At 57.5% G+C, this 24,996-nt stretch carries 25 protein-coding genes; 15 read left to right on the forward strand and 10 right to left on the reverse strand.

The window, feature by feature from the left end:
• The 7 genes from Q0721_RS12370 to Q0721_RS05840 form a co-directional block, all read right to left on the reverse strand.
• Positions 1-116 (reverse strand): AbrB/MazE/SpoVT family DNA-binding domain-containing protein (locus Q0721_RS12370; RefSeq protein WP_366519195.1); only part of this gene is annotated, 116 nt, incomplete at its 3' end.
• A gap of 233 nt (positions 117-349) precedes the next feature.
• Positions 350-1,804, reverse strand: coding sequence for an Asp-tRNA(Asn)/Glu-tRNA(Gln) amidotransferase subunit GatB (gene gatB / locus Q0721_RS05815; RefSeq protein WP_299026762.1), 1,455 nt, complete (start codon positions 1,802-1,804; stop codon positions 350-352).
• Positions 1,801-2,736, reverse strand: coding sequence for a DUF4870 domain-containing protein (locus Q0721_RS05820; RefSeq protein ID WP_299026765.1), 936 nt, complete (start codon positions 2,734-2,736; stop codon positions 1,801-1,803). Before Q0721_RS05820 ends, gatB begins: the two co-directional genes overlap by 4 nt.
• 30 nt (positions 2,737-2,766) lie before the next feature.
• A complete protein-coding gene (locus tag Q0721_RS05825; RefSeq protein WP_299026768.1) occupies positions 2,767-4,365 on the reverse strand; it encodes an amidase family protein in 1,599 nt (532 codons plus the stop codon).
• 9 nt (positions 4,366-4,374) lie between these two features.
• The gene (locus Q0721_RS05830) at positions 4,375-4,698 is read right to left on the reverse strand and encodes an aspartyl/glutamyl-tRNA amidotransferase subunit C (protein ID WP_299026771.1); all 324 of its coding nucleotides are present in this window, start codon (positions 4,696-4,698) and stop codon (positions 4,375-4,377) included.
• A 114-nt stretch (positions 4,699-4,812) separates the two neighbouring features.
• Positions 4,813-5,226: a hypothetical protein gene (locus Q0721_RS05835; protein WP_299026773.1), complete on the reverse strand. Its 414-nt coding sequence runs from the start codon at positions 5,224-5,226 to the stop codon at positions 4,813-4,815.
• A gap of 145 nt (positions 5,227-5,371) precedes the next feature.
• A complete protein-coding gene (locus tag Q0721_RS05840) occupies positions 5,372-6,226 on the reverse strand; it encodes an EamA family transporter (RefSeq protein WP_299026776.1) in 855 nt (284 codons plus the stop codon).
• A 35-nt stretch (positions 6,227-6,261) separates the two neighbouring features.
• Between Q0721_RS05840 and Q0721_RS05845 the strand changes: the two genes are divergently transcribed.
• Both Q0721_RS05845 and Q0721_RS05850 read left to right on the forward strand, forming a co-directional pair.
• Positions 6,262-7,293: a L,D-transpeptidase gene (locus Q0721_RS05845; protein ID WP_299026780.1), complete on the forward strand. Its 1,032-nt coding sequence runs from the start codon at positions 6,262-6,264 to the stop codon at positions 7,291-7,293.
• Positions 7,294-7,390: 97 nt separating this feature from the next.
• A complete protein-coding gene (locus Q0721_RS05850; protein WP_299026783.1) occupies positions 7,391-8,530 on the forward strand; it encodes a LysM peptidoglycan-binding domain-containing protein in 1,140 nt (379 codons plus the stop codon).
• Positions 8,531-8,628: 98 nt separating this feature from the next.
• Here Q0721_RS05850 and trxB read toward each other — a convergent pair whose 3' ends face one another.
• From trxB to Q0721_RS05865, 3 genes are all read right to left on the reverse strand, one after another.
• Positions 8,629-9,600 (reverse strand): thioredoxin-disulfide reductase, encoded by a 972-nt coding sequence (trxB, locus tag Q0721_RS05855; RefSeq protein ID WP_299026786.1) that lies wholly within the window; start codon positions 9,598-9,600, stop codon positions 8,629-8,631.
• 88 nt (positions 9,601-9,688) lie between these two features.
• The gene (locus Q0721_RS05860) at positions 9,689-11,038 is read right to left on the reverse strand and encodes an aminotransferase class III-fold pyridoxal phosphate-dependent enzyme (protein ID WP_299026788.1); all 1,350 of its coding nucleotides are present in this window, start codon (positions 11,036-11,038) and stop codon (positions 9,689-9,691) included.
• A 70-nt stretch (positions 11,039-11,108) separates the two neighbouring features.
• Entirely contained in the window at positions 11,109-11,711 is a 603-nt protein-coding gene (locus tag Q0721_RS05865; RefSeq protein WP_299026791.1) for a Crp/Fnr family transcriptional regulator, read from the reverse strand.
• Between the two features lie 154 nt (positions 11,712-11,865).
• On the opposite strand from Q0721_RS05865, the gene Q0721_RS05870 reads away from it, so the two are divergent.
• From Q0721_RS05870 to Q0721_RS05930, 13 genes are all read left to right on the forward strand, one after another.
• Positions 11,866-12,300 (forward strand): hypothetical protein, encoded by a 435-nt coding sequence (locus Q0721_RS05870; protein WP_299026794.1) that lies wholly within the window; start codon positions 11,866-11,868, stop codon positions 12,298-12,300.
• A gap of 14 nt (positions 12,301-12,314) precedes the next feature.
• Complete coding sequence (locus Q0721_RS05875; RefSeq protein WP_299026797.1) at positions 12,315-13,091, forward strand: hypothetical protein; 777 nt, start codon at positions 12,315-12,317, stop codon at positions 13,089-13,091.
• 178 nt (positions 13,092-13,269) lie between these two features.
• Positions 13,270-14,754, forward strand: coding sequence for a hypothetical protein (locus tag Q0721_RS05880; RefSeq protein WP_299026800.1), 1,485 nt, complete (start codon positions 13,270-13,272; stop codon positions 14,752-14,754).
• Positions 14,751-15,683: an SUMF1/EgtB/PvdO family nonheme iron enzyme gene (locus tag Q0721_RS05885; protein ID WP_299026803.1), complete on the forward strand. Its 933-nt coding sequence runs from the start codon at positions 14,751-14,753 to the stop codon at positions 15,681-15,683. The genes Q0721_RS05880 and Q0721_RS05885 overlap by 4 nt, the downstream gene beginning before the upstream one ends.
• Before the next feature lie 24 nt (positions 15,684-15,707).
• The gene (cyoE, locus tag Q0721_RS05890) at positions 15,708-16,574 is read left to right on the forward strand and encodes a heme o synthase (protein ID WP_299026806.1); all 867 of its coding nucleotides are present in this window, start codon (positions 15,708-15,710) and stop codon (positions 16,572-16,574) included.
• Between the two features lie 3 nt (positions 16,575-16,577).
• Positions 16,578-17,183 carry a hypothetical protein gene (locus Q0721_RS05895; RefSeq protein WP_299026809.1) on the forward strand — a complete coding sequence of 202 codons (606 nt, stop codon included), beginning with the start codon at positions 16,578-16,580 and terminating at the stop codon, positions 17,181-17,183.
• Positions 17,184-17,221: 38 nt separating this feature from the next.
• Complete coding sequence (locus Q0721_RS05900) at positions 17,222-17,926, forward strand: hypothetical protein (protein ID WP_299026812.1); 705 nt, start codon at positions 17,222-17,224, stop codon at positions 17,924-17,926.
• Between the two features lie 244 nt (positions 17,927-18,170).
• The gene (locus tag Q0721_RS05905) at positions 18,171-19,136 is read left to right on the forward strand and encodes a MerR family transcriptional regulator (protein WP_299026815.1); all 966 of its coding nucleotides are present in this window, start codon (positions 18,171-18,173) and stop codon (positions 19,134-19,136) included.
• 115 nt (positions 19,137-19,251) lie between these two features.
• On the forward strand, positions 19,252-20,217 hold the full coding sequence (locus Q0721_RS05910) for a MerR family transcriptional regulator (RefSeq protein WP_299026818.1): 966 nt from the start codon (positions 19,252-19,254) through the stop codon (positions 20,215-20,217).
• A gap of 9 nt (positions 20,218-20,226) precedes the next feature.
• Positions 20,227-21,441, forward strand: coding sequence for an MFS transporter (locus Q0721_RS05915; protein ID WP_299026821.1), 1,215 nt, complete (start codon positions 20,227-20,229; stop codon positions 21,439-21,441).
• Positions 21,442-21,465: 24 nt separating this feature from the next.
• Positions 21,466-21,915, forward strand: coding sequence for a hypothetical protein (locus Q0721_RS05920; RefSeq protein WP_299026826.1), 450 nt, complete (start codon positions 21,466-21,468; stop codon positions 21,913-21,915).
• 10 nt (positions 21,916-21,925) lie between these two features.
• Positions 21,926-23,413 (forward strand): NAD(P)/FAD-dependent oxidoreductase, encoded by a 1,488-nt coding sequence (locus tag Q0721_RS05925; protein WP_299026830.1) that lies wholly within the window; start codon positions 21,926-21,928, stop codon positions 23,411-23,413.
• A gap of 89 nt (positions 23,414-23,502) precedes the next feature.
• On the forward strand, positions 23,503-24,996 hold the full coding sequence (locus tag Q0721_RS05930; protein ID WP_299026833.1) for a phytoene desaturase: 1,494 nt from the start codon (positions 23,503-23,505) through the stop codon (positions 24,994-24,996).

A 24,996-nucleotide genomic window follows, 5' to 3' on the forward strand; every position in this document is an offset into this window, starting at 1 on the left:
TCGGCAACCTCCACACGGAGCAGGTCGCCATCAGAAAGCCCCACCTGACGACGAATAGAGTCTGGCAGGGTAATACGCCCATTGCTTGCTATTCGTACGACCTCATTTGCGGTCATCGAGCACCTCCGTTACCCCATTGCCACCACGCCTCCAGCCCAAATGGTGCAAGTAATTACAACAGGAAATGAGGGTTTCAGGACGCCGCCGAGTTCCTGACAAAACATAGTGCTGTAAAGCTGCCACGAGGCCCCTCATCTATAAGACGGCACGTTCTCCAGGCTAAAGAGACCGGTCCAATCACTCATCGGACGCCCATCCCCGCCTCGAGCAGCGCTCTGCGGAACCCCGCTCACTCTCCCTTCAGCAATTCCTCCAGGATCTGGCGCGCTAGGGTGGGGTCGGCTTTGCCGCGCATCTTCTTCATCACCTGGCCGACGAACCAGGCAATCAATGTGACCTTGCCCTTGCGGTAGGTGGCCACCTCGTTGGGGTTCTCGGTGATGACCTCGTGGCACACCGCACGAATAGCCTCGGCATCACTGACTTTGGCCAGCCCCTCAGCCTCAACAATCTCACGCGGCGAGCGCCCACTTTCCTCAACTCTTTGCAAGAGGGCCTTGGCGGTCGAAGTGTTGATGGTGCCGGCATCGGCCAGTTTGAGGATCTCCGCCAGGTAGGCCGGGGTGAGGCGCAACTCGGCGGCGCTCTTGCCACTCTCGTTGAGCATGCGCAGGATATCGTTCATTAAGTAGTTGGAAACCTTCTTGGGATCGCCGCCGTAGGCCTGGACTGCCTGCTCAAAGTAATCCGAAAGCGCCCGTTCGCCGGTCAAGATTTCGGCATCGTACTCCGGTAGCCCGTAGGCCTCGATGAAACGCTGGCGGCGCTCCAATGGCAGTTCCACCCGCTGGGCCAGGATAGCCGCCTTCCAGGCGGCATCAATGCGCAGAGGTAGCAGATCTGGCTCTTTGAAGTAGCGGTAATCGGCCTCGGTCTCCTTCGAGCGCATCTTGCGTAGCACGCCGGCGTCCTCGTCCCATTCCAGCGTCCAGGCCTCGATAGCATGCCCGGCCTCTACCTCGCGAATTTGGCGCTCAATTTCATGCTGGATGGCATCGCGCACGTTTTCAATGGAATTGACGTTTTTGATCTCGGTCTTGGGATTAAAGTAGGTGGCGCCCTTGGGGCGGATGGAGACATTGGCATCACAGCGCAGGTGGCCCTTCTCCATATCCGCCTCAGAGATGCCCAGCCAGCGTAGCAACTGACGCAAGCGAATCAGATACTGCGCCGCCTCATCAGCGGAGCGCAAATCCGGTCCGGTGACCATCTCCACCAACGGCACGCCGCAGCGGTTGAAGTCAATCCAGCGCCGCCCGTTGACGTTCTTCGTCTTACCCGCGTCTTCCTCGATATGCAGTTTGATGATGTTGACGCGGCGCACGTAGGCTGGGCGCTCGGGCGTAGCGGGCATGGGAACCTCCATGTAGCCGCCCGAGGCAAGTGGGCGGTCGTACTGCGAAATCTGATACCCCTTGGGCAGGTCGGGGTAAAAGTAGTTCTTGCGGTCAAAGTAAGAGACCTCATTGATCTCGGCATGCATGGCCAGGGCGAGTAGGGCAGCCTTCTCCACCGCGGCACGGTTGAGCACCGGGAGCACGCCGGGCAGGCCGGTGCACACCGGGCAGATGTTCGTGTTGGGCGGGTCATACCACGAATCCGCCTTGCAGGCGCAAAAGATTTTGGTCTGAGTATTCAGTTGGATGTGGGTCTCCAGGCCGATAATGGCCTCGTAGTCGGTCATGCGTGCAAACCTCCGGATGCAGATGCGGGGATGTGCAAACGTCGGCGCAGCCAGTGCCCTAGCCCGGGCAAGGTCACCTCATGCCCTTGCGCGAGGCGCAGGCCGGCCCACAGCCCTACGACCGTGTAAAGAAGGGAAAAGGCCAGAGTACCAAGCACCAACAGCCCGTAGGGAACGAGGAAAAAAGGCACCCAATGAGCGGCGGTGCTCTCGACTAGAGCCAGCAGGAATATCAACGGGAACACGGTTGCCGCTAGCATCAGGTTAAGGAAGAACAGTACCAGGTTACCAATGGCCTGATAGACGAATGATTGCAAGGCCTGAAAGCGTAATAGAGCCGAGCGCTCTTTTTGCGTCAGCCACACGATGAGCGGGATCAGCCAGCCGTAGAGGTTGATTAGCACGCCAGCGTAGGTTAGGGCGGCCATCCACCTGGCCTCGCGCTCGGGGTGAAGCGTTGGCGCGATTTCAGAGGTAGCCTCGGTCAACAGGGCGCGCTCCAAGCGTTCGCCCAGCAGGGGGTAGCGCACATCCTGCCCGCTTAGGCACAGGATGGCGGCAATTACCCCACCCAGTGTTAGCAGCCCCCAGGCAGCAGCCAGGCTGCCAAAGAAGAAGATGTTCGCAAGCACAAACAGCCCACTGCTCACATCCTGGGAGACGAAGGCCGAAAGCAGGGACAGGAGTATCGCCCCACCGGCATAGAGCCCACCCAACCCCACCCCTAACACGGCCAACACGATCAACTGTGCCACCTGGTAGGTGAGTGCTTGCAGGGATTGGAACGAGAGGTAATCCCCGCGCCGCGGGTGCGCCGCCCATAGCGCCGTAGGCACAAGCAACCCCCAGCCGGGGAGCAGCACCGCCGCATGCGCCAGCGCCGCCAGCCTACGCTCGCTGTTGGTGGTGGGAGAAAGAGAGAGATGTCTCATGGTGAGGTTCCTGAACAGGCGTCAAAAAGGTCACGCTACCAAGCGCTGCAGTACCTCAGGCCGCGCGCGGCGCCAGGAGGCCTCTTCAGTGGCGCGCTCAAACGCCCGCGCGATGCGCAACAGCAGCGCCTCACTGAAATCGGGACCAAGGAACTGGATGCCAATGGGCAACCCCTCATGATCCAACCCTGCTGGGATGGAGATACCGGGGATGCCAGCGTGATTGGCCGGGACGGTGAGTTGGTCAGCGTACTGCATCAATACCGAATCGCCATACACGGCGCCCACGGGGAACGCTGTGGTCGGCGTAGTCGGCGTAAGCAGAGCGTGCAAGCGGTATTTGCCCTGGGGATCAAACGCCTGTTCAAAATCGCGGCGGATGAGCGTGCGCACGCGTAGGGCACGTTGGTAGTACTGCGCGCTGTACTGGGCAGCACTGACATACATCCCCATTAGAATGCGCAGTTTGGGCTGCAGTCCAAACCCCTCATTGCGCGTTTTGCGGTACATCTCGTGCAGGTCCTGCACGGGTTGCGGGGTACGGTAGCCGTATTTGACGCCATCATAGCGGTGCAGGTTCGAGGCGGCCTCCACCCGGCTAATCACAAAGTAGGCCGGAATGCCATAGCGGGTGTTGGGCATGGGCACATTCTCGACAATCTCGGCCCCTAGATCAGCCAGGATATCAGCAGCACGGCGGACCGCCGCTTCAATCTCACCGGGGATGGGCTGCTGATCATACTCGCCCCGCACCGCATCGGGGAAAGTGATGCGGAAATAATCCGGTGAAAGGCCGATGCGCAACCCTCTCACGCCCTCTTCCAGCGCCGCCAGGTAATCGGGCACGGGCAGGTTAGCAGCGGTGCTATCGTGGGGGTCTGGGCCGGCGATCACCTGAAGCATGAGCGCAGCGTCCACCACATTGCGGGCAATCGGACCAGGGCAGTCCAATGAAGAACCAAAAGCGATCAGCCCATAACGCGAGACGCGTCCATAAGTGGGCTTGACCCCTACCACGCCGCAGAAGGCCGCTGGCTGGCGAATGGAGCCGGCCGTATCGGTGCCGAGCGAGAGCGGCGCCTCGCCCGCCGCCACGCTGGCGGTGCTTCCGCCGGAAGAACCGCCCGGCACACGGTCTAGTTTCCACGGGTTGCGCGGAGTAGGGCGAAAAGCCGAGGATTCGTTGGAAGAGCCGTAGGTGAATTCATCCAGATTAACCTTGCCCAGCATGAGCGCGCCAGCAGCTTCCAAGCGGGCCACTGGCGTCGCCGTGTACGGCGCCACAAAGTTAGCCAGGATGCGCGAGCCGGCGGTGGAGGGCGTCCCCTTGACGCAGAAGATGTCCTTAACCGTGAAGGGAATGCCCGCCAGCAGGCCAACCGGCTCGCCCGCCGCCAGGCGCCGATCCACGGTTTCAGCCTGGGCACGAGCGCGCTCAGCGGTCAGGGTGATGAAGGCGTGCACACGCTCGGCATCCTCAGGCTGGGGCGCCCCGGGTTCAAGACTGCCGGGACGGCCATCCACCTGGGAAATGCGCTGCAAGCAAGATTCTAGAACCTCCACTGCCGAAACGCGCCGTTGGCGCAGGAGCAGACTGAGCTCATGAGCGGATAAGTCACACAGTTCCATGGGGCCTCATCATTCCAGTGTGGTGTGGGGAATGTCCGGAACAACGACATACCCTTCCTCAACTTGCGGGGCCTGGTCAAGGATCTCCGCCACATCCGGGAAGGGCTGCCAGGCGTCCTCGCGCAACGGCGGGCAGATTTCGGGAGGATAAGGCACGCCGTGCGAAGTGATTGGCACACTGTCATCCAACGGAATGGCTTCCAGTTCATGGATGGCGCTTAATTGGCGGTTCAGTTCACGACGCAGGTATTCGGCTTGAGCCTCGTCCAGTTCCAGGGCGGCTAGGCGCACCAAATGGTCAAAGGTTTCAGGGGTAATGGTCTCAGCAGGCATAGGCTTAACTCTTACTTTCTCCGTTCTCATCCACAAGGATTTTACATCCGCCCACACATGCGCAGAAAAGCCCTCCCGCCTCTTCGTCGGGTAGAAAGGGCGGTGCGGTGAGGATTATGGACTCCCCTCGGTTGCGGTCGGTTCCGGTGGAGGGATCGGCGTATCTGTTGGAATGGGGGTCACGGTTGGGGTCAGAGTAGGCGTCCGGGTAATGGTTGGCGTGCGGGTCGGGGTTAGTGTAGGCGTGGCAGTAGGGATGAAATAAGGCGTGTAGGTTGGCGGAAGAGTCGAGGTTGGGCGTGGGGTGGGCATTTCTGCGCCCAGCGGCGGCGTGGGCGTCCACGTTGGGGGCAATTGGCGCAAAGTGGGAGTGCTGGTGGGGAGTTCCAGGCGTGGGGGCAAGGTGGGAGGAGGAAACGGGTTGAGAGGGGTGTAGGGATTTAAGAAGATGAACACAAAAACAAGCACCACGCCCAATGTAGCCAACAGAGCGAGGAGGGTGAGAACATTCCACAAGTCATCGCGCATGCGCGGGGCCTCCTCTCACCAGAGGTTGCAATCTCGCCGAGAATGGTCGGCAAGGTCAATGTCAGTATATCCAAGAATGGTGAACTGTCAAGCAAAGGCATTCGTTGGCTTGATGAGAGAGGCAATGAGCGAATGGCCACCCATTTTAGCCCGCCCCCAACAACAAAAGTGCTACGCCTGCCACCACTCCCCCAGCAGCCACCACTTGGGCGCGCGTGGGCTTCTCTCCTCCCATGATCGCACTCACCCCCACCACAAAAAGCGGAGAGGTGTCGGCCAGCGCCTTGACAACAGCCGGGGCGCCTCCTTCCAGGGCAAACAGAAGCGCCAACCACTGCCCAATGACCAACGCGGCGCGCAACGCAAGCCTGCGCACCCGTTCCGACCCCCATTCGAAAGGAGCAGGAGGCGCCAGGCGCCCCGTTACCAGTGCAATGATACCTGCCCGCACCAGGTAATACGTGGGCGGATTCGTCCAGCCCTGGGTGAAAAGAAGGCGCACCGGGTAGAGGCTCGCACCAAACAGTGCTGCCGCAGCCAGGGGGTAGAGCCAGGCTTTCATCGGCCTTGTGCCACGCCGCAACGCTCCATTCACTTGGGGTTGGGCACGTGTCAGCGCCAGCACACTGCCAGTACACACGACCACCCCTACCACCTGCCATGACTGAAGTCCCGCTGACTGACCCGGCACCCCTAGGGCAATCAGCAGGGTGAACAGAGGCGAAAGGGCTAGGAGTGTGGTGGCAGTGACGGCATCCAGGCCCACAAAGGCCTGGAAGTAGGCATAATTGGCCATTGCATCCAATCCAATGCTCAAGACCAGCCATCCTAGCGCCTCTGGCTGCCATACCAGCCTAAAATAAAAGGGAGCCAGGGGCAGCATCATCCCAAAGATGAGGGCAAAATTAAGCCCAAAAATCTCCCGTAGTTGGGAACGGCGCAGCAGATCGCGCGCCAGCCAGTTGACCAGCGCCCCCAGTATTGCGGAAAGGAGTGCCAAAAGGAAAGCCCTCACGCTGGTATAATCCTCTGCAAATGAGCACGCGCCTTTCGCGCCGCGAGTTTCTGCGCCTGATGGGCCTGAGCCTGGGCGCGCTGGCCTTCCGCCCCACGGAAGGCGCGTTTCGCGATGCCACCCAAGAGGACCTGCTGCGCGTCACTGTGCGTTCGGTCAGCGTGTACAGCCAGCCCTCGGATAAAAGCCGCATCCGCTTCCAGCGCTACCGCGACGAACTGGTCAACATCTATGCCGAGGTGGAATCGGAGGCCGGGCCGGCCTATAATCCGGTATGGTATCGAGTGTGGGGAGGTTATATCCATCGCGCCAATACCCAACGCGTACGCATCCAGTATCACCCGGTGCCGTCAGAACTGCCGGCCGCCCTTGTCCTGGCCGAGGTCACCGTGCCCTATACTCAGGCCCTACGTTACACCCGTGCCCAGGGCTGGCAACCATTATATCGTCTTTACTACGAATCCACACATTGGGTGGTCGGCATTGACGAAGGACCAGATGGCAGCCCCTGGTACCGCCTCAAAGACGAATTGCTGGAGATTGAGTACCACGTCCCAGCGCTACATCTGCGCTTGCTGAAGCCAGAAGAATTTGCCCCCATCTCCCCCGACGTGCCCCCCCACCAGAAGTGGATTGAGGTCTCAATTGCACGCCAGACCCTAACCTGCTACGAGGGAGAAACACCCGTTTTCCAAACTAAAATCTCCTCTGGGTTGTTCCGTTCACCCCCTGGGCAGATTCCCTGGGAAACCCCCAAGGGGGAATTCAACATCTTCTCTAAAATGCCCTCCAAACACATGGGCGAGGGCCGCCTGACCGGCAACCCAGAGGATTACGAACTGCCGGGGGTGCCCTGGACGTGCTTTTTCGAAGCCACCGGGGTGGCGTTCCATGGCACCTACTGGCACACTGATTTTGGCACGCCGCGCAGCCACGGCTGCATCAACATGCGCACCGCTGAAGCGCATTGGCTCTACCGTTGGACGACTCCTGTGGCCGGTCCAGAGGACATTGAGAAGATAGGCTACGGGACACGTGTTGTAGTTGTCTGAACCGGCTCCAAATTCCCGCTGCCCTTGTCAAAAAAGCGACTATGTTATAATACCCCCTGCCGCGAACCCCTACGGCATATTTTAAGGATGAAGGTCTATGAGTCCAGACGAAACGACCAAAACCAAAGTTTGCCCCATCTGTGGAGCACGCACCAGCGAGGGGGCAACCCGCTGTCTGGTGTGCGGCCACACCTTTACCCCTGAAGGAAGCAAAAAAGGCAGCCCGCTTCAGGGTCCCCGCCTTCCCGAAATTACGCTTTCTCTCCCGATTGCGTTGGGACTGATGGTCCTGCTCCTGGCCATTGGGGCGGGTACAGTCTTTGCAGCGCTGCAAAGTACAGGACGGGTGGTAGAACCCACGGCCACGCCCACCCTTACCGTGACCCCCACCATTACCCTGACCCCCACAGCCAGCCCCACCCCCACCCTGGAGCCAACATTCACCCCGTTGCCACCGCTTGAGTACACTGTGCGTAGCGGCGATAATTGCATCACGATAGCCTATACCTTTGGCGTCTCGGTCTCGAGTATCATCGCGCTGAACAACCTGCCAGTAGCGTGTGACAACCTGGTAGTGGGACAAAAACTGCTCATTCCCCAGCCTACCCCCACCCCCTCTCCTCAGCCAACCAACACTCTCAGCCCGGCAGAAGCCACTGAAGCCGCCTGTCAGAAACTGGATTATACGGTGACGGCCAACGACACCTTGAGCATTATCGCTGCCCGTTATAACGTTTCCATGGAGTCTATCAAAACCTACAACGGCTTGACCGGCGATATTGTGTATGAGGGGCAGGTGTTACAAATCCCATTGTGCGCACGGCTACCTACTCCCGGCCCCACCCCAACCCCTACGCCGCCCCCGCCTTATCCGGCACCGAACCTGCTCCTGCCGGCTAACGGCGCCGTCTTTACCGCCGCCAACGATACGGTAACCCTGCAATGGGCCTCCGTAGGTACCCTGCGGGATAACGAGGCCTACGCCGTCACCATCGAGGATCTGACCGAGGGCAAAGGGCGCCGCCTGGTGGATTATGTGACCGACACCAAGTATATCGTCCCGGCGGCATTCCGCCCGGTGGATACCGTGCCGCATGTGTTGCAATGGTTCGTGGTGCCGGTACGCCAGACCGGTACCTCTATAGACGGTAAGCCCATCTACGAACAGGCCGGTGCGCCCAGTGCCTTCCGCGTGTTCGTCTGGTGGGCAACGGGCGGCATCACCCCGGCCCCGTAAGACAAGACTTGCCGTTGCAACCCCCAAGGCTGCCCATGTTACGTATGGGCAGCCTTTTCTTGCGTCTTGTTAAGCGCCTCGGCGCGGTTCAAGGTCGCTTATCTCTCTTGCTCTTGCAAGAAGCGCACCACCATCATTGCCGCGGCAGCGCCCATGCCGGCAGAGGTAACCACCTGACGGAAATGCGGATCCATGACCTCACCGGCGGCAAACACACCGGGCACGCTAGTGCGCATCAGCGCATCGGTCTTGATGTAACCTTGTTCGTCCAGGTCGAGTTGGCCGCGGAAGAGCGCCGTGTTGGGTTTATGCCCGATGAAGATGAAGACACCATCAACGGGTTGCTCCCACGTTTCGCCGCTTTGCACGTTTTCCAGGCGCACGGCCTCCACCGCAGCGTCTCCACGGATCTCGCGCACCACGGTATTCCAGACAAAGCGGATTTTGGGGTTTTCACGGGCACGGCGTTGTAGAATCGCCCCAGCGCGCAACTGGTCGCGGCGGTGAACAATGGTCACTTGGCGAGCGTAGCGGGTGAGGAAAAGGCCCTCTTCCAAAGCGCTATCGCCGCCACCAACTACGATCACATCTTTATCCTTGAAAAACCATCCATCGCAAGTAGCGCAGTAAGAAACACCGCGCCCAGTGAATTCGGCTTCGCCCGGCACTTCAAGGTGATTAGGGCTGGCACCGGTGGCAATAATGAGCGCGCGTGCCTGGTAGTCCTTGCCGTAGGTGCGCACGCGGAAGGGGCGCTGGGAAAGATCTACGGCCTCGGCAGTTTCAAATTCCAGGCGCGCCCCAAAACGCTCGGCCTGTTTCTGGAACAATTCACCCAACTCCATCCCGCCCACCCCCTGGGGGAAGCCGGGGTAGTTTTCAATTGTATGTGTCAGCGCGGCTTGCCCGCCCAACTCGGTGCCAGTCAGCACTAGGGGAGACAATTCGGCCCGCGCGGCGTAGAGCGCTGCGGTTAAACCGGCGGGGCCAGCGCCGAGGATGATCACATTTTCCACGTCACTGGCTTGGGAGGATGAGGATGAAGCAACTGCACCCAGATTGATTTCCATGCTAACTTACCTCCATGATTTTTGGATGTTTACGCTCCAATTTGAAGATACCTTATACTTAGATGCACCAACATGGTTCAAAGTTGCTTCACCCCTCTACAGCGCGATCGGTGATCTGCAACCCTTCGTCCAAGATGGCAAACCCCTCAGCCAATTGCTCCGGGGTGATGATGAGGGGCGGGATGATCAGGACAATGTTCCAATGAGTGTAAAGAAACAACCCGCGCTCAAGCAGAAAGCGACGTAAAGCAACCATCTCGGGGCTGGTGCCGTTATAAGGAGCCAGTGGTTCACGCGTCCGGCGGTTGCGCACCAGTTCAATGGCTCCAAAGAGACCAATGGAACGCACCTCGCCTACGGAGGGATGGCGATCCATCAGTTCGGCCAGCATTTCGGCCAGCGCCTCACCGGTGGCGCGGGCGCGTTCTACCAGACGCTCTTCCTTCATCACTTCAATCGTGGCAATCGCCGCTGCCAATGAGATCGGATGGCCGTTGTAAGTGAGGCCACCTTGATAGACACGCTCGTTATAATAGGCGGCAATCTCCGGCTTCATCGCCACGGCCCCTAACGGGGCATAGCCCGAGGTCAGCCCTTTGGCCATGGTCATCAGATCAGGCACCACGCCATAGTGGTCCACAGCGAACCAAGCCCCCGTGCGTCCGAAGCCGCTCATCACCTCATCACAGATGAGCAAAATACCGTAACGATCACACAACGCGCGCACCCCTTCCAGGTAACCCCGCGGCGGGATGAGGACGCCATTGGTGCCGGTGATCGTCTCGATCAGGATGGCCGCGATGGTGTGTGGGCCTTCGTACTGGATAACCTCTTCGAGATGGTTGAGGTAGTCCTGGGTAAACTCAGCCTCGGGCAAGTCGGGTTGGGTGCGGTGAAAGGTGGAGCGGTAGCGGTAAGGGTCGAGGAAATGTACCACGCCAGGCATGGTTAGGGGCTCCCAAGCCAGGCGGCGCGGGTCGCCAGTGGCCGCAATAGCGCCGTAGGTGGCGCCATGGTAGGAGCGGTAACGCGCTAGGATCTTCCAGCGTCCGGTGTAACCGCGCGCCAGTTTGATGGCGTTCTCGTTGGCATCGGCCCCGCCCAGGGTGTAAAGGAACTTGGTCAGGCCGGGTGGGGTGATTTCGGCCAGCAACTTGCCCAACAACGCGCGTGGGCGGGTAGCCATATGCGGACCAGCAAAAGGCAGTTCCCGCGCCTGGCGTACCATGGCCTCGACCACGCGCTCATCCCCGTGGCCGATATTGACACACATGACCATGGAGTTGAAATCCAGGTAGCGCTTACCGTAAATATCCCAGAAATAGACCCCCTTAGCGTGGCTGATAGGGATAGGATCAACCTGCGCCTGAGCAGCCCAGGTCCAAAAGTTGTGTTCTAGGCACAGCGGCACAATTTCAGAGGCGGGAAGTTCAGACATAAAGCAGAACCTCGTGGGAGTAAACCATCAGCAAACGGCTTATTATTGGGGCTATCAAACGAGTCTTCCTCTAGGTGCCTTCAGCTAACTTCACCAGGCTATCACGATCCATCAACACCAGCTCGGTGCGTGTGACATCAATGATGTGGCGATCCGCCAGGTCGTAAAGTGTGCGACAGACCACCTCGCGCGTGGTGCCGATGCGCGCCGCCATGTCATCCAGAGTTAGTGTGCGTGGGAGGGTCGGACTTGCGGTGCTTTGGAAATGATCCAGAAGCAGGCGCGCCAGGCGTGCTGTTACCGGCTGAAACACCAGGCGCTCCAGTAGAACATTGGCCCGCCACATATACTGGAGCATCAAACGCGCTAACGCCCATCCAATTCCCCCTTTGGCGAGCAACGGATCCAGGGAAGAGCGTGACCAAAGGGCGACTGTGGTGGGCTGATTGGCTTCTAAAGAGACGGGAAGGGACAGGTCGGTCTCAAAGAAGGCTGGTCCCCAAAAAATATCGCCCCGGGCAAACGTCGTCACGATCAGAGAACGTCCCTCGGCAGAGACCTTTACGGCTTCGAGCTCCCCTTCAACAACAAGGAAGAGGTACGGCCAGTGATCACCCTGGGCTGCTAAGTACTCTTCCTTAGACAGGATACGCAGCAGAGCATGCTGAGCCAAAAAGGCCCTCTCATATTCTGACAAAGAGTCAAAAAAAGGGTGAGACGCCAACACATCGGCGAGGCTCATTTGAATAATTTTATCTCAGATTTTGCGTTTAGTTAAAGCCTTTGGGAAAGGCATTGTGCTATCCTTCACGTGTGAAGGAGGGGTTATGCTGCGAAAACACGGTTTGGGGTTTCTGATGGTGATCCTGATCATGGGGCTCGGTTTGGCAGCCTGTCAATCTGAGGGTAATCCCTGCCACCGCGATACGACTTCCCCGCCCTATCTGACAGCATTACCTACCGCTGTGCTGCCGACGGCACCAACACCCGGACCTTCCCCGACCCCGATTCTGATCGAGATTAGGGGGAAGAAAATTGCAGTGGATAAGGTGGTGGAGGGACCGCTGTGTCATGACGTCTGGCGCGGTACGGTCTATGTGACTTGCAATGTGCAGGTGAGGACCTGGGAAAAGCAACCCGATTTCCTGAAAGGATGTAGCCTCACCATCGAACCAGGAACGGTAGTCTATGTCGCAGCACACAACGATGCAGCTTATTACAACGGCTGTTCCTGCCACACCGGCGGAAATACTAATCCTTAGACAGGAGGTTGAAGATGAAAAATCGTCAAACATTGGGGGGCATTCTAGCGCTGATCGCCGCCGCTATGGGAATTATCGGGCATATTGTGCTCTTCCTGCAGTGGTATCGCATCGGGATGAGCGCCGAATCGGCCGAACCCGGGTGCGAGAGCCTGCTCAAATATGTCCATCCAGCCATGGCCGATTTCGGCTTGCTGGCAGGAGCGCTGTTCGCGGTGAGCGCCTACGGTTTTTTCACCCGGCGCAACTGGGCCTTCTTCCTCACCACCCTTGGCCTGGTACTGGCGCTATTGGGGTCGTGGTTTGTCAATGTGCCCTACATGGCCGCCGGGTTGCCGCCCATCTACTTCCCGCTCTTTTGGCCTTACCTACTGTTGTATTTTCTGTTTTTGCGCCTGGTCGGTAAGATCACCTGGCGACAAACCCTGCTTGCACTCTTTACCGGCATGGCCTACATCTTCTGCTGGATGAATGGCGTTTCAAGCACTAGCCGCATTATCACCCACGGTGATCCCATCTTTGTGTTGGTTCAGCGTCTGCATTGGGTGGCGATGCTAGGCTGGGCAGTTGTAACCATCGCCGTGATCCACAAACCCCGTGAGTGGGTGCGGGTGACCGGTTTGGTGGCAGCGACAACCGAATTGGTGGTAGGGATTCCTCTGGCTGCGGTAACGGCCCAGCAGTTGGGACGCTTCTCCCTCTTTGCCCTGGCGCCGTTGGCCAGCCTGGGCTTGCTGATTCTGTTCGCGTTGCCCAAGGCATGGGACTACTTTGTTCCTTCGAGTCAGTAACCCTGTACCGGCATAATGCCTGTGCCCCAAAGGCAGGGTGCCCTTGGGGCACTTATGTTTTTACACCCCTATATGACGCTATTTGACCTAAGTCAAAGATTCTAGCCGACTTTGTGACTATTATAACAAATAGGGCTCATCGGCGCCCGAACGCTAGAGCAGATGGGAGATAACGGCAATGCATGAATTTCGTAAGCGTGTAGACTATCTCTTTTCATCTACTAAAGGGCTGATCCTGCTTGCCATCGCCATGATTGCGCTGGAAACTGCCTTGTTTGGCCTGCTTTCTGGGCCGATGGCGGAATGGGGCGTACGCGATTGGGTGGTCAAAACCCTTGGTATGCGCCTTGTGCCAGCGGAACGCGAGGGACGCATCATCATTCTATATCATACGATTGCCATGGCCGTGATCGCGATTGAGACCTATCTGATCACAGCACTAGTACGCATGGCCCCTTTTTATCGCACTGCCGTGCGTCTGCTAATCACAGTAGGTTATCTCGTAGCCATGATTTTTGGCCTGGGGTTTGCCTACTGGGGGCATAACTGGGCCTTCCATGGCTTGTATATTGCCGGTCTAACCCTGATCTTCTTCGCCGGGGGGCTACTGTGTATCGGGTTGTGGCCATGGAACAAGGCTTATTATGTTCGCGATCCGGCCTACGCCCATACCCGTAGCGGTGTAGATTTGGAGCGGGTGGCTTTCTTTACCACAGCGCTGACCACGGTAATCTCGGCCGTGTTCGGAGCGGTGCCAGGGGCTTATTACGGCCACGGATTTCAGACATTTTTGGCCGAGGACATCATTCGCCTGCCCGAGAAAACGGGGTTTCAGTACGCCGTTATCGGCCACCTGCACATCATGCTGGCATTGATCGCGATTATGTTGACCCTGATCATCGGGCGGTGGCTAGACTTTAAGGGGGTTTTGCACAAAATTGCCATGCCGTTGATGATCCTAGGTACCGCTGTCCTCAATTTGGGGGTCTGGGGAGTGGTCACGCCCTTGGAACCCATTGCGCACATGATCATCTACGTTGGCGCCACGCCGGCCATGTTGGCAGCGCTGATGCTGGTGATCTTTGGATGGGATCAGTTGATTCGCGAGGGTACCCGTGATATCCCCAAACCCAGTGCGGGGCAAAAATTGCGCGCCCTCTTACATGATCCCTTGCGGTTCGGGCCACTGTGGCAGATGGTGTTCATGAATTTCACCGTCAGCGGGGTGGGCATTTTTGTGGCAGTGCGCCTGGACGAAATTTTCCGCCAATGGCCGGCGCGTGAGGAGCGTTTGATTTTGACCGGTCACTGGCACGTGCTCTCTGCAATTATTGCCACCATTATCCTGCTCTATTATGGCGATCTTATCGGCCTGAAGGGTTGGGGGCGTCGCTTATATGGTTGGGGAATTATCGTCTTCTCCGACCTGGCATTTGCCGCGGTCACCGTTTACGAAATGAAACGCTTGGTGATCAGCGAAGCCCACCAGCAGCCGCTGGTTAATACTGTTCTGCTGTTGGTGGATATTGGATTGGGAGGGGTGCTGGTAATCCTGGCATTGGTGCTTATCTGGCGGTTACTCGATCTATTCCGGCCGAAGGGACGCTGGACGGTCGAAGCCCAGCAAGCAGATCCAGTGATGAAAACGGAGGTCAAAGCATGAAGGGGAAGACATGGAGCGAGTTTTACGCATCTGGGAGATGCTGGGGCATAGCGCTGGTGCTGATGTTGGTGTTGACGGCGTGTCAGCCGGCAATGGCGGCTACACCTTTGCCGATGTACGATACCGGGGTTGACCCCAACGCTTGGGTGGTGGTACCAGCGGGATCCTTCTTATCTGGGCAATTCAACACCCCGATTAACCTCGAGCATGCTTTTGCTATCATGGTCACGGATGTCACCGTTGACCAATATGTCCGTTTTCTCAACCAGGCATTGGCCGATGGGACACTGCGCTTGCAGGGGGATCAAGTGGTGGGGTTTTATCCAGGGGATCCATTCCATGGGGCAAAACACGAGGAGGAAATCCCTGCCCAGGATTACCGGTTTGTCCCGCTCAATGACCCCGCTGCCCCTTTTGTTTATCAGGAGAACGCCTTTACGCCAAAGGCGGGGTATGCCCACCATCCGATGACCTATGTCTCCTGGTTTGGGGCATGGGGCTATTGCCATTATTACGGGTATCGCCTGCCGAGCGGACTGGAGTGGGAAAAAGCCGCGCGGGGCGAAGATGGGCGCCCATACCCCTGGGGGTGGGAACTGACGCCCGCCAACGCCAATTATTATTCCAGCGGCGATCCCTTTGAAGATATGCGCACCGTAGGATCACGCACAACTCCGGTTGGGTTTTACAATGGCAAGACCTACGATGGTTTTGTCACTCTGGATTCCCCCAGCCCCTACGGACTTTATGATATGGCAGGTAATGTGTGGCAGTGGGTGGGCGACATCACCCAAGGCATGCATTACCGCTTCATGCGAGGCGGCTCTAAGGACAATTACCCGCCAGACCTACGTGTGTGGGTCACCAATAACGCCACGCCTGTGTACTACGGGCCCGGTACGGGTTTTCGCTGTGTACGCGAACCCTAAAGCATATTGTTAGTGGAGGCAATCATGCACTCATGGCGAGTGGTGATCCAACAACGCATCAGACTCTATGCATCTCTTATTAAACCGCTACAGACCGGCTTGCTTTTAGCCACTGGGTTGGCCGGGTTTATGAGTGCGCGCTGTCCGATTCTTAACTTGGGCACCTTGCTGGCCCTAACGGGCAGTCTATTCCTAGCGATCAGCGGGAGTACCGTGCTCAACATGTGGTGGGACCGCGACATTGATGCGAAAATGCGCCGCACCTGCGGGCGCCCGTTGGCAGCCGGCATCCTTTCACCCCGCGAGACGTTCATTTTGGGCACCATCCTTTCAATTCTGGGCATAGGCTGGGCAGTTAGGCTCAATGTCACCTACAGTTGGATTGTTTTTACCGGTTGGTTCTTCGATGTGGTGGTGTATACATTGTGGCTCAAACGTCGCACCTGTTGGAGTATTTTATGGGGTGGCATTGCAGGGGGGATGCCGGTGCTGGCCGGACGTGCCTTGGGCGTAGGAGCCATTGATGGGATAGGGATCCTGCTGGCACTGGCGGTCCTCTTTTGGATTCCAACGCACATCATGACCTTCTCCATGCGGCGCTTCGATGAATACCAAGCGGCCCAAATTCCGACCTTCCCGGCACGCTATGGATTCAGGACAACCCGACTGATCATCTCCATCTCCAGCCTGTTGGCAACGGCTGCCATCACATTGGCAGGGGTTTGGCTGGGCATGGAATGGGGATACCTGCGCCTGTTAATCGTCCTTTCAGCCGGGCTGCTTTGCCTGGCCTTGATTGTCATGCTTAGACCCAGCGAGCGTATCCACTTCAGCCTGTATAAATACGCTTCGCTCTACATGCTTTCTGCCATGCTCCTCCTAGCCCTTTGACCTATGCGCACAAAATTCCATTACACCCTTCCTCTCACCCTAACAGCGCTGATCGCGGCCTGGCAGATCGCGGCAGGGCATCCCGGGAACACATCCCTGGCCATCTGGGCCTACACCTTCGGCTTTGGCGTCCTCTTAGTGGCCAGCCTGTGGTTAATCCTGATGGGGTTAGAGGTTTTAAGCCATCCTGCTGGGGTGTTAATCTCGGCGCTGATTCCCCTAAGTATCTCGCTAGGATTAGTTACCGAATACGCCTTGGCGTTTACTTGGGTCTATCTAGGTTTTGTTCTCGTTGGCTGGCTGGGGATTGCCATAACGCGGTTCATGAGAGTACACCCGCCTCTACGTATTGGGGCGGTGGCCTTTACCCATGGGGTAGCCGGGTTTTCCATTGTAGGTTTGCCTCTGGTAGCCCTCTGCCAAGGTCAGGCTGGGCCCTTTATTCTCGGCGTGAGCGTGGGGGGAGCGGTGATCAGTCTTAGCGGCATGCTCCTGCTTTGGCAGCGCATGGGACGGTTGTGGAGCAAATGGCGAGATCCCCTATCTGTACTCCCTTGGTCACTGTTGCTTTCAACCTTTTGCCTGGTCATCGGGCTCAATCTGCGCTAGGGCAGATATCCTAAGGTCATTCTAGAAGGAGGATAAGCATGAAAGCATTTCCCAGATGGATGCGCTATTTGCGGTTTCTGGCCATTCTCATGATGGGAATAACCGCCCTTTTCACCTTGACCAGTGGCCTGGGCACCAGTTGTGTGGCCATTAACCCAACCGGGTTTGGGCCTAATATGGCCCCGCTAGCCCGCCTTCAGTGGCTGTATATCCTGTTCGTGGTCATCACCACGCTGATCGGCCTGATGGGAATACGCGCGGTTCTTCTGCTGATCCGCGGGCGTAAAAACGCCTACTCATATACGATGACAGTGTTGATCGCGGGCTTAGTCATTGGCGTGATTCACATGATCACCTCACGCGCCCTACGAGGGAAATCCATGCCGGTTGATGCGGTTGTTGGTGTCACTGCCCTCACTCTCATTCTCTTTTTGCTCTTCCTCCTGCCCAGGCTACACCCTATGTTTATAAATTCAGAGGGGGAGAGTACAGGCCGTGGGGAGGATCAGATCGCCGCCTTCACCCTATGGGCCACGGGTATTTTCACATTGACCCTGCCCCACTGGATGGCCGCCACCCACACCTGGGACGGAGTAAATTGGGCTGCCACCTTCCCAACCCTGACGCTTCTAGCGGGGGTAGGACAAATTGGGCTCGGGATTTACTGGCTGTTGAGACGGCGGCAAGTTCGTGTTCGCCTCCTTTTCCCACGCTATCAGCCTAAACCCTCCTTGCGCCACTAATCCATTCCGTTGCAGAATCCCCCTGGCCCTGTCACCCTCTCCCGTGGCAGGGCCAGAGGCGTTTTTTTAGATCCCCACAACGTGTGGGTCGTGTGGGTAACCAAGGCCGCTATCGCAGTGGAGAAAACAACCCAACGGGAATTTTTCTCCACCAAACTATACAAAATACTCTTTACAAAGTTTATACAATATGCTAAACTATGTACAACAATCCATTGGGTTGGCGCTAAAGGAGCGAGATGCAATGCCCACAATACTAGAACTTTCCGACGAACCCAAGTACACCATCAAGGCCGTAAGTGCCCAAACCGGCGTCCGTCCGGTAACGCTGCGCGCCTGGGAGCGACGGCACGATGTGCTCACCCCCCATCGCTCTGAAAATCGTTACCGCCTTTACTCTGATCGCGATGTAGCCATCTTGCGCTGGCTCAAAGATCGCACCGACAACGGCGTGAGCATCAGCGAGGCAGTGACTGAACTACGTCAGATGATCCGCAACGGCTTGTGGCCTGAAGTTATCCCCGTCACGCCCCAAGCGCCTACTCAGCCCGCGGCGGTGGCGCCCGAGATCTATGCCCAGCAACTTTACAAAGCCCTGATCCGACACGACGAAGCCCGCGCCAGTGAGATTCTGCGTGAAGCCATGAGCAGTTACCCTCTGCGCCCTCTGTTTGAACAGGTGCTGATCCCCTGCCTAGTCCAGATTGGGGAAGCGTGGTATCGGGGGGATATTCGCATTACCACCGAGCATTTTGCTAGCGCTTTTTTGCGTGGTAAATTACTGACCCTGTTCCAGACCTATCCGGTGCGGCGGGGTAGCCCCTTTATTCTGGTTGGCGGTGCGCCTTACGAACAACACGAACTCGGCGCGCTGATGCTGGCCATCCTGTTGCGCAGCGAAGGGTATCGCGTGGAGTATCTGGGGCCGGATATCCCGCTGGAGGACTTGGTAGACTATGCGCGTGAAGAACGCCCGACCCTGATCATCCTGACAGCCACCTCTGAGGAATCTGCCCTGGCCATGCGCCGCCTGAAGGAGAAGTTATCCCGCCTTCGCCCAGCGCCGCTATTTGGCTATGGGGGCGCAGCCTTCCTCAATAAACCTGATCTAATCCAGCGCGTACCGGGCATTTTCCTGGGCAAAACCCTTTCAGAGGGGACAGATAAGATTCGTGACTTATTGAGCACATCCGCGCGGACCACTCGTTAGACACGCCGGGCATAAGCATGCAGGCTTGTACAAAGTAGGTACAAGGGGTGTGTTTCATGATAAGATTTGATTACATTTACTGTCTATAAAGGTAGAATTGCGATATAAAAACCGGATGGATAAACCCGAGTTATCTCACGATCCGCACGCACCCGTCTATAACATCAAAGCGGTCTCACGTTTGGTGGGATTGCCCTCGGTTACCCTGCGTGCGTGGGAACGTCGCTACGGCCTTCCCCGCCCCCGCCGTGGTCACCAGGGTTATCGTCTTTATTCCGAATACGACCTTCACCTACTGCGCTGGCTCAAGCAACAAGTGGACACCGGGATCAGTATTGGGCGGGCGGTGGAGTACTGGCACGAGTTACGTTCCATGGGCCGCGATCCAGTAGCCGAGCAAACGCGCTTTTCCCCAACTGCACAGCCCATTTCTCCTAACCATTTAGCGCGCGATCTCTACGCGGCGCTGACCCACTTCGACGAAGAAGCCGCTGCCGAAGTCCTACGCCGCGCCTCGGCGCTCTACACTATTGACCAAGTGCTGACCGAAGTTGTGCAACCCATGCTGGTAGAAATTGGTGAGGCTTGGCATCGCGGAGAGTTACCGATCGCCGTGGAGCATTTTGCTACCCAATTTTGCCTCCAGCATCTGATGAGCCTGTTGGCTGCCTCTGCACCGCCCCGCCACCCTGGGATCATTGTCGCCGCCTGCGCTCCGGGCGAGACCCACCAAATTGGTTTGCTCATGCTGGTGGTAATGTTGCGCTGGCGCGGTTGGGATGTGAAGTATTTGGGGCAAGATCTGAAACTGGAGGGCATGGCCGAGGCACTGGGGCCGCTCAAGCCGCGCCTGTTGCTCTTCTCTGCCACTCGCCCAGAAATTGCCCTCAATCTCTTGGATCTGCCCACGGCTCTCGCGGCGTTCCCCGATCCCAAGCCTTGGGTGGTGTTGGGTGGTCAAGCCTTTGAAGGCCTGCGCCTACCCAAAACGATTCCCGCTGTGTATCTGCAGGCTCCCCTCCTTGAAACAGTAACGCTGATTGAACGTTTGATGCAAGAACACACCCCTAAAACCTCTTGAAGGTGACCTATGTTACAGAACAACCGACGTCTTTTTTCAATTTTCCTGATCGTTTTTATTGATTTGCTGGGTTTTGGACTGATTTTGCCGCTCTTACCCTATTACGCCGAAACCTTTGGCGCCACCGATTTTCAGGTGGGCCTTTTGGTGGCCATCTACGCGGCGGCACAGTTCATCGCCACTCCTATTCTGGGGCGACTTTCTGACCGCGTAGGGCGGCGACCAGTACTGCTGATTAGCATCGCCGGCAACCTAGCCGGGTTTATCATTTTGGCCCTGGCGCGCTCACTAGAAGTGCTGTTCCTGGCGCGTGTTCTGGCCGGCTTCACCGGGGGAAACATCAGCGTTGCCCAGGCCTATATCAGCGATGTCACTGATGCCCGCAGCCGGGCCCGTGGCCTGGGGCTAATTGGGGCTGCCTTTGGGCTGGGATTTATCATCGGCCCAGCTTTAGGAGGGTTCCTATCGCAGTGGGGCTTTGCGGTACCAGCGCTGAGTGCGGCTGCCCTCTCCCTGCTGAACCTCATCCTGGTAGTGGCTTGGTTGCCCGAATCTCTCACCCTGCAAGCCCGTCAGGATGCCCGCGAACGCCCGCCGCTGACATTGCAAGCCATGCTGGAGGCCCTGCGCAAGCCCTTGGTGGGGCCTTTATTGCATACTCGCTTTTTCTTTGCACTGGCATTTTCCATGTTCCAAACCATCTTCTCGCTTTACGCCCTGCGCCGCTTCAACTTGGGTGCACGTGAGACGGGCTACATTTTGGCTTATGTGGGGTTGCTTTCGGTTTTGGTCCAAGGGGTGGTGGTTGGTAAACTGACCCAACGTTTTGAGGAACGCACCCTCATTCTAATCTCTACGGCTCTAATGGCCCTCTCTTTACTGGGATGGGCATTGGCACCCAGTGTGACAGTTCTTTTGCTTATCTTGGCGCCAACGGCCCTCAGCGGGGGAGTGCTCAATACAGTCATTAATAGCGCCATCAGCAAAGTGGTTCAACCCGTTGAAGTCGGTGGCACGTTGGGGATTGCCTCCGCATTGGAAGCCCTGACGCGCATTATCGCTCCAGCCGTGGGTAGCCTCCTGCTGGCCAACCTGGGGACATGGGCACCGGGTGTATTTAGTGGCTTGCTGTTGGTGTGGCTCACCACTTACGTCTGGCGTTTTGTCTACCACGTACAACCGCTGGTGCAGCCGGCGACCGTTGGGCTGGAAAAGGTCTCTTAGGTTGAAGCGTCTCTCGAACTAAAGATGCCCGAATTTCGTACACGCTACATTGTGAAAGCGCCATTGGCGGCCGTAGCCGATTTCCACTGGCAAGAGCAGGCCTTAGCACGGCTCACCCCGCCCCCTTTGCGGTTGGAGGTGCTCATGCGCGAGCCGCTGGCCGAAGGATCACGCTTGCGGTTCCGCCTGCAATTGGGGCCTTTGACAGTTAGGTGGGAAGCCCGCCATATTGACGTGGACCCCCAACGGGGATTTACCGATGAACAGGTGGAGGGGCCACTGTTGACTTGGCGACACCGGCACGCTTTCCTTCCTCTGGCCGATGGTCACACCCTGATCGAGGAAGAGGTAAGCTACACCTACAAAACCGGCTGGCGCCACGCGTGGACACGGGTGGTTTTTGCCCCTCTTGGATTGCGTTTTTTGTTTGCCTACCGTCGCTGGGCGATGAAGCAGGCGTTGGAACGGAGGTGAGGAACAATCCATGAAAGGGGGAGTAAGGCGATCCAAAGAATCGCGTACAGTTCTCATTATAGGCGCAGGAATGGGGGGGTTGACGGCAGCAGCGCTGCTCCTTAAGGCAGGCTGGCGGGTGATTGTATTAGAAGCCCAAACCTACCCTGGAGGCTGTGCGGGAACGTTTTTTCACCGCGGTTATCGCTTTGATGCTGGAGCAACATTGGCAGGCGGTTTTGATCTCACCGGTCCGCACACTCGCCTGGCCCAAACCCTGGGGCTGACCTGGCCGGTGGAAGACGTGGACCCCGCATGGGTGGTTCATCTTGACGGGCACCAGATCTACCAGTGGACAACGCGTGAAGCGTGGCGCGAGGAACGGGTGCGTTACTTCGCAAAGGAAGAGCCGTTTTGGCAAACCCAAGAACGTGTGGCCGAGGTAGCCTGGGCGATCTCTCAGCGCTATTTTCCGTGGCCACCTCTAAATCTTAGCGATTTACTTGCCCTTGCGGGCACAGTTACCCCTGCGGTTATTGGAATGGCGCCGTTGGCTTTCAGGTCGGTGGCGGATCTCTTACCCCGTTCAGCTTCCCCTCGGCTGCGTACTTTTGTCGATGCCCAGTTGCTCATCTCCGCCCAAACAACGGCGGGATTTGCCAATGCGCTGTACGGTAGCGCGGCACTCGACCTCCCGCGGCGCGGGGTACGCTATGTGCGTGGTGGAATGGGGGAGTTAGCCAAAACACTGGTAGCCTGGATTCATGCCCACGGCGGCGAGGTACACTATCGCCATCCCATTGAGGCTGTAGTGGTGCGGCGGGGGCGTGCCGTCGCGGTGGTGACGAAAGCGGGGGCGACGTTTGAAGCCGATCTTATTCTGGCCAATATGACCCCATGGTCATTGAGTCACCTGCTTAACGGGGAGATGCCAGTCAGTTTGCGCCGAGATGTACGGCGACGTTCACCCACCTGGGGGGCATTCACTCTGTATGTAGGGGTGCGCGCCGAGGCCTTGCCATCTACCGTCCCCACTCATCATCAGGTCATTCTTGATCCCAGCGCGCCGTTAGGCGAGGGTAATTCGGTGTTTATCTCTATTTCGCCGGTTGAAGATCCCACCCGCGCGCCAGCCGGTATGCGCGCGATCACACTCTCTACCCACACAGCAGTGGCGCCGTGGTGGCAACTCGACCCCGAAGCCTACTTGCAGCGGCGGGAGGTCTATACCCAGCGCCTGTTGGAGGCCCTCGAAGCGGTTTTTCCGGGGATAAAAACGGCGCTTCACCTTTGCCTACCGGCCACCCCCCGCACCTTTGCCTTTTATACTCGCCGCTGGCAGGGCATGGTGGGAGGGTTTCCACAGACCTCACTTTGGCGAGCGCGTGGGCCGCAAACGGGTATCCCGAACCTGTGGTTGGTAGGTGATTCTGTCTTCCCCGGTCAATCTACGGCGGGAGTGATCCTGGGTGCGGCACGGGTAGTGGCACACCTGCTGGGACAACCCATCCTGGTTTAGGCTGGAACTCGACAAACCCTTTACGCACTGCAGGCAGCACTCTAAGCCTATGCTATAGTTTAAGCAACTACATCACGGAGGTGGATGCTATGTCAAAAAACGTCATTGTCATCGGATCGGGCTTTGGGGGGCTGGCAGTGGCCATCCGCTTGGCTGCGCGGGGGTTTAAGGTTACCATCCTGGAAAAGCGGGATAAACCTGGCGGGCGGGCTTATGTCTATGAATTAGATGGCTTCAAATTTGATGGCGGCCCTACCGTCATTACGGCGCCGTTTTTATTCGATGAGTTGTTCGAACTAGCCGGGCGCAAACGCGAGGACTACGTGACCTTTGTGCCGGTTAATCCGTTTTACCGTATTTTTGACGCCGAGGGGCGCTCGTTTGAATATAACAACCAGTCTGAGTTAATCTTTTCCCAAATTGAAAAGTGGAATCCAGCCGATAAAGAGGGGTATCGGCGCTTTCTGGAAAGCACCCGCCCTATCTTTGAGAAGGGTTTTCTGCAATTGGCCGATAAACCCTTCACCCGCCTGAGCGACATGCTCAAAGTTGCCCCGGACTTGGTGCGACTACGTGCTTACCTAAGTGTTTATACTTATGTCTCTCAATTTGTGCAAAATGATTTTCTGCGCCAGGTCTTCTCCTTCCACCCTCTCCTGATAGGAGGCAACCCATATGATTCTAGCAGTATCTACGCCATGATCCATTACCTAGAACGTGAGTGGGGTGTTTACTTCGCCATGGGCGGCACGGGGGCGCTAGTAAACGCGCTGGTGCGCCTGTTTGAAGAACTGGGCGGACAATTGGTGCTTAATGCGGAGGTGGATCAAATCTTGGTGGACGAACCGCGGCGACGGGTGCGTGGAGTACGGCTAAAGGACGGCACTACCCAGGCGGCGGATATTGTGATTTCCAATGCCGATGTGGCGTTTACTTATCGCCATCTCATCCCCGAGGCTTACCGGCGCAAATACACCAACCGCCGTATCGAAAAGATGCGCTACAGCATGTCGCTGTTCGTAATCTACTTTGGCACCCGACGGCGCTACTTGGATAGCCGCTTGGCGCACCATAACATCATTTTAGGCCCGCGCTACAAGGGCCTGTTGGATGACATCTTCCGTCGCAAGGTGCTGGCCGAAGATTTCTCACTCTACCTACACATGCCGACCCTCACCGATCCTTCGCTGGCTCCAGAAGGACATGAGGCCTTCTACGTCCTTTCCCCCGTGCCACATCTGGGCGGCCAGGTGGATTGGGAACGCACCGCCGAACCTTATAAAAACCGCATCCTGGAATTCCTGGAGGAAAACTACCTGCCCGGCCTGCGCGAGAACCTGGTGGTAGAGCACTATATCGACCCGCTCCACTTCCGCGATGTGCTCAACAGTTATCTTGGCTCTGCCTTCTCAGTGGAACCGATTTTGACCCAATCGGCTTGGTTCCGGCCCCACAATCAATCCGAGGAATTCTCTAATCTCTACTTCGTAGGCGCTGGCACCCATCCTGGCGCCGGCCTACCGGGCGTGGTGTCTTCCGCGAAAGTAGTTGAAAAACTGATTCTTACCCCAGCCTCCCATTGA

The sequence above is a fragment of the uncultured Thermanaerothrix sp. genome, assembly GCF_938028735.1.
Classification (GTDB): Bacteria; Chloroflexota; Anaerolineae; order Anaerolineales; family Anaerolineaceae; genus Thermanaerothrix.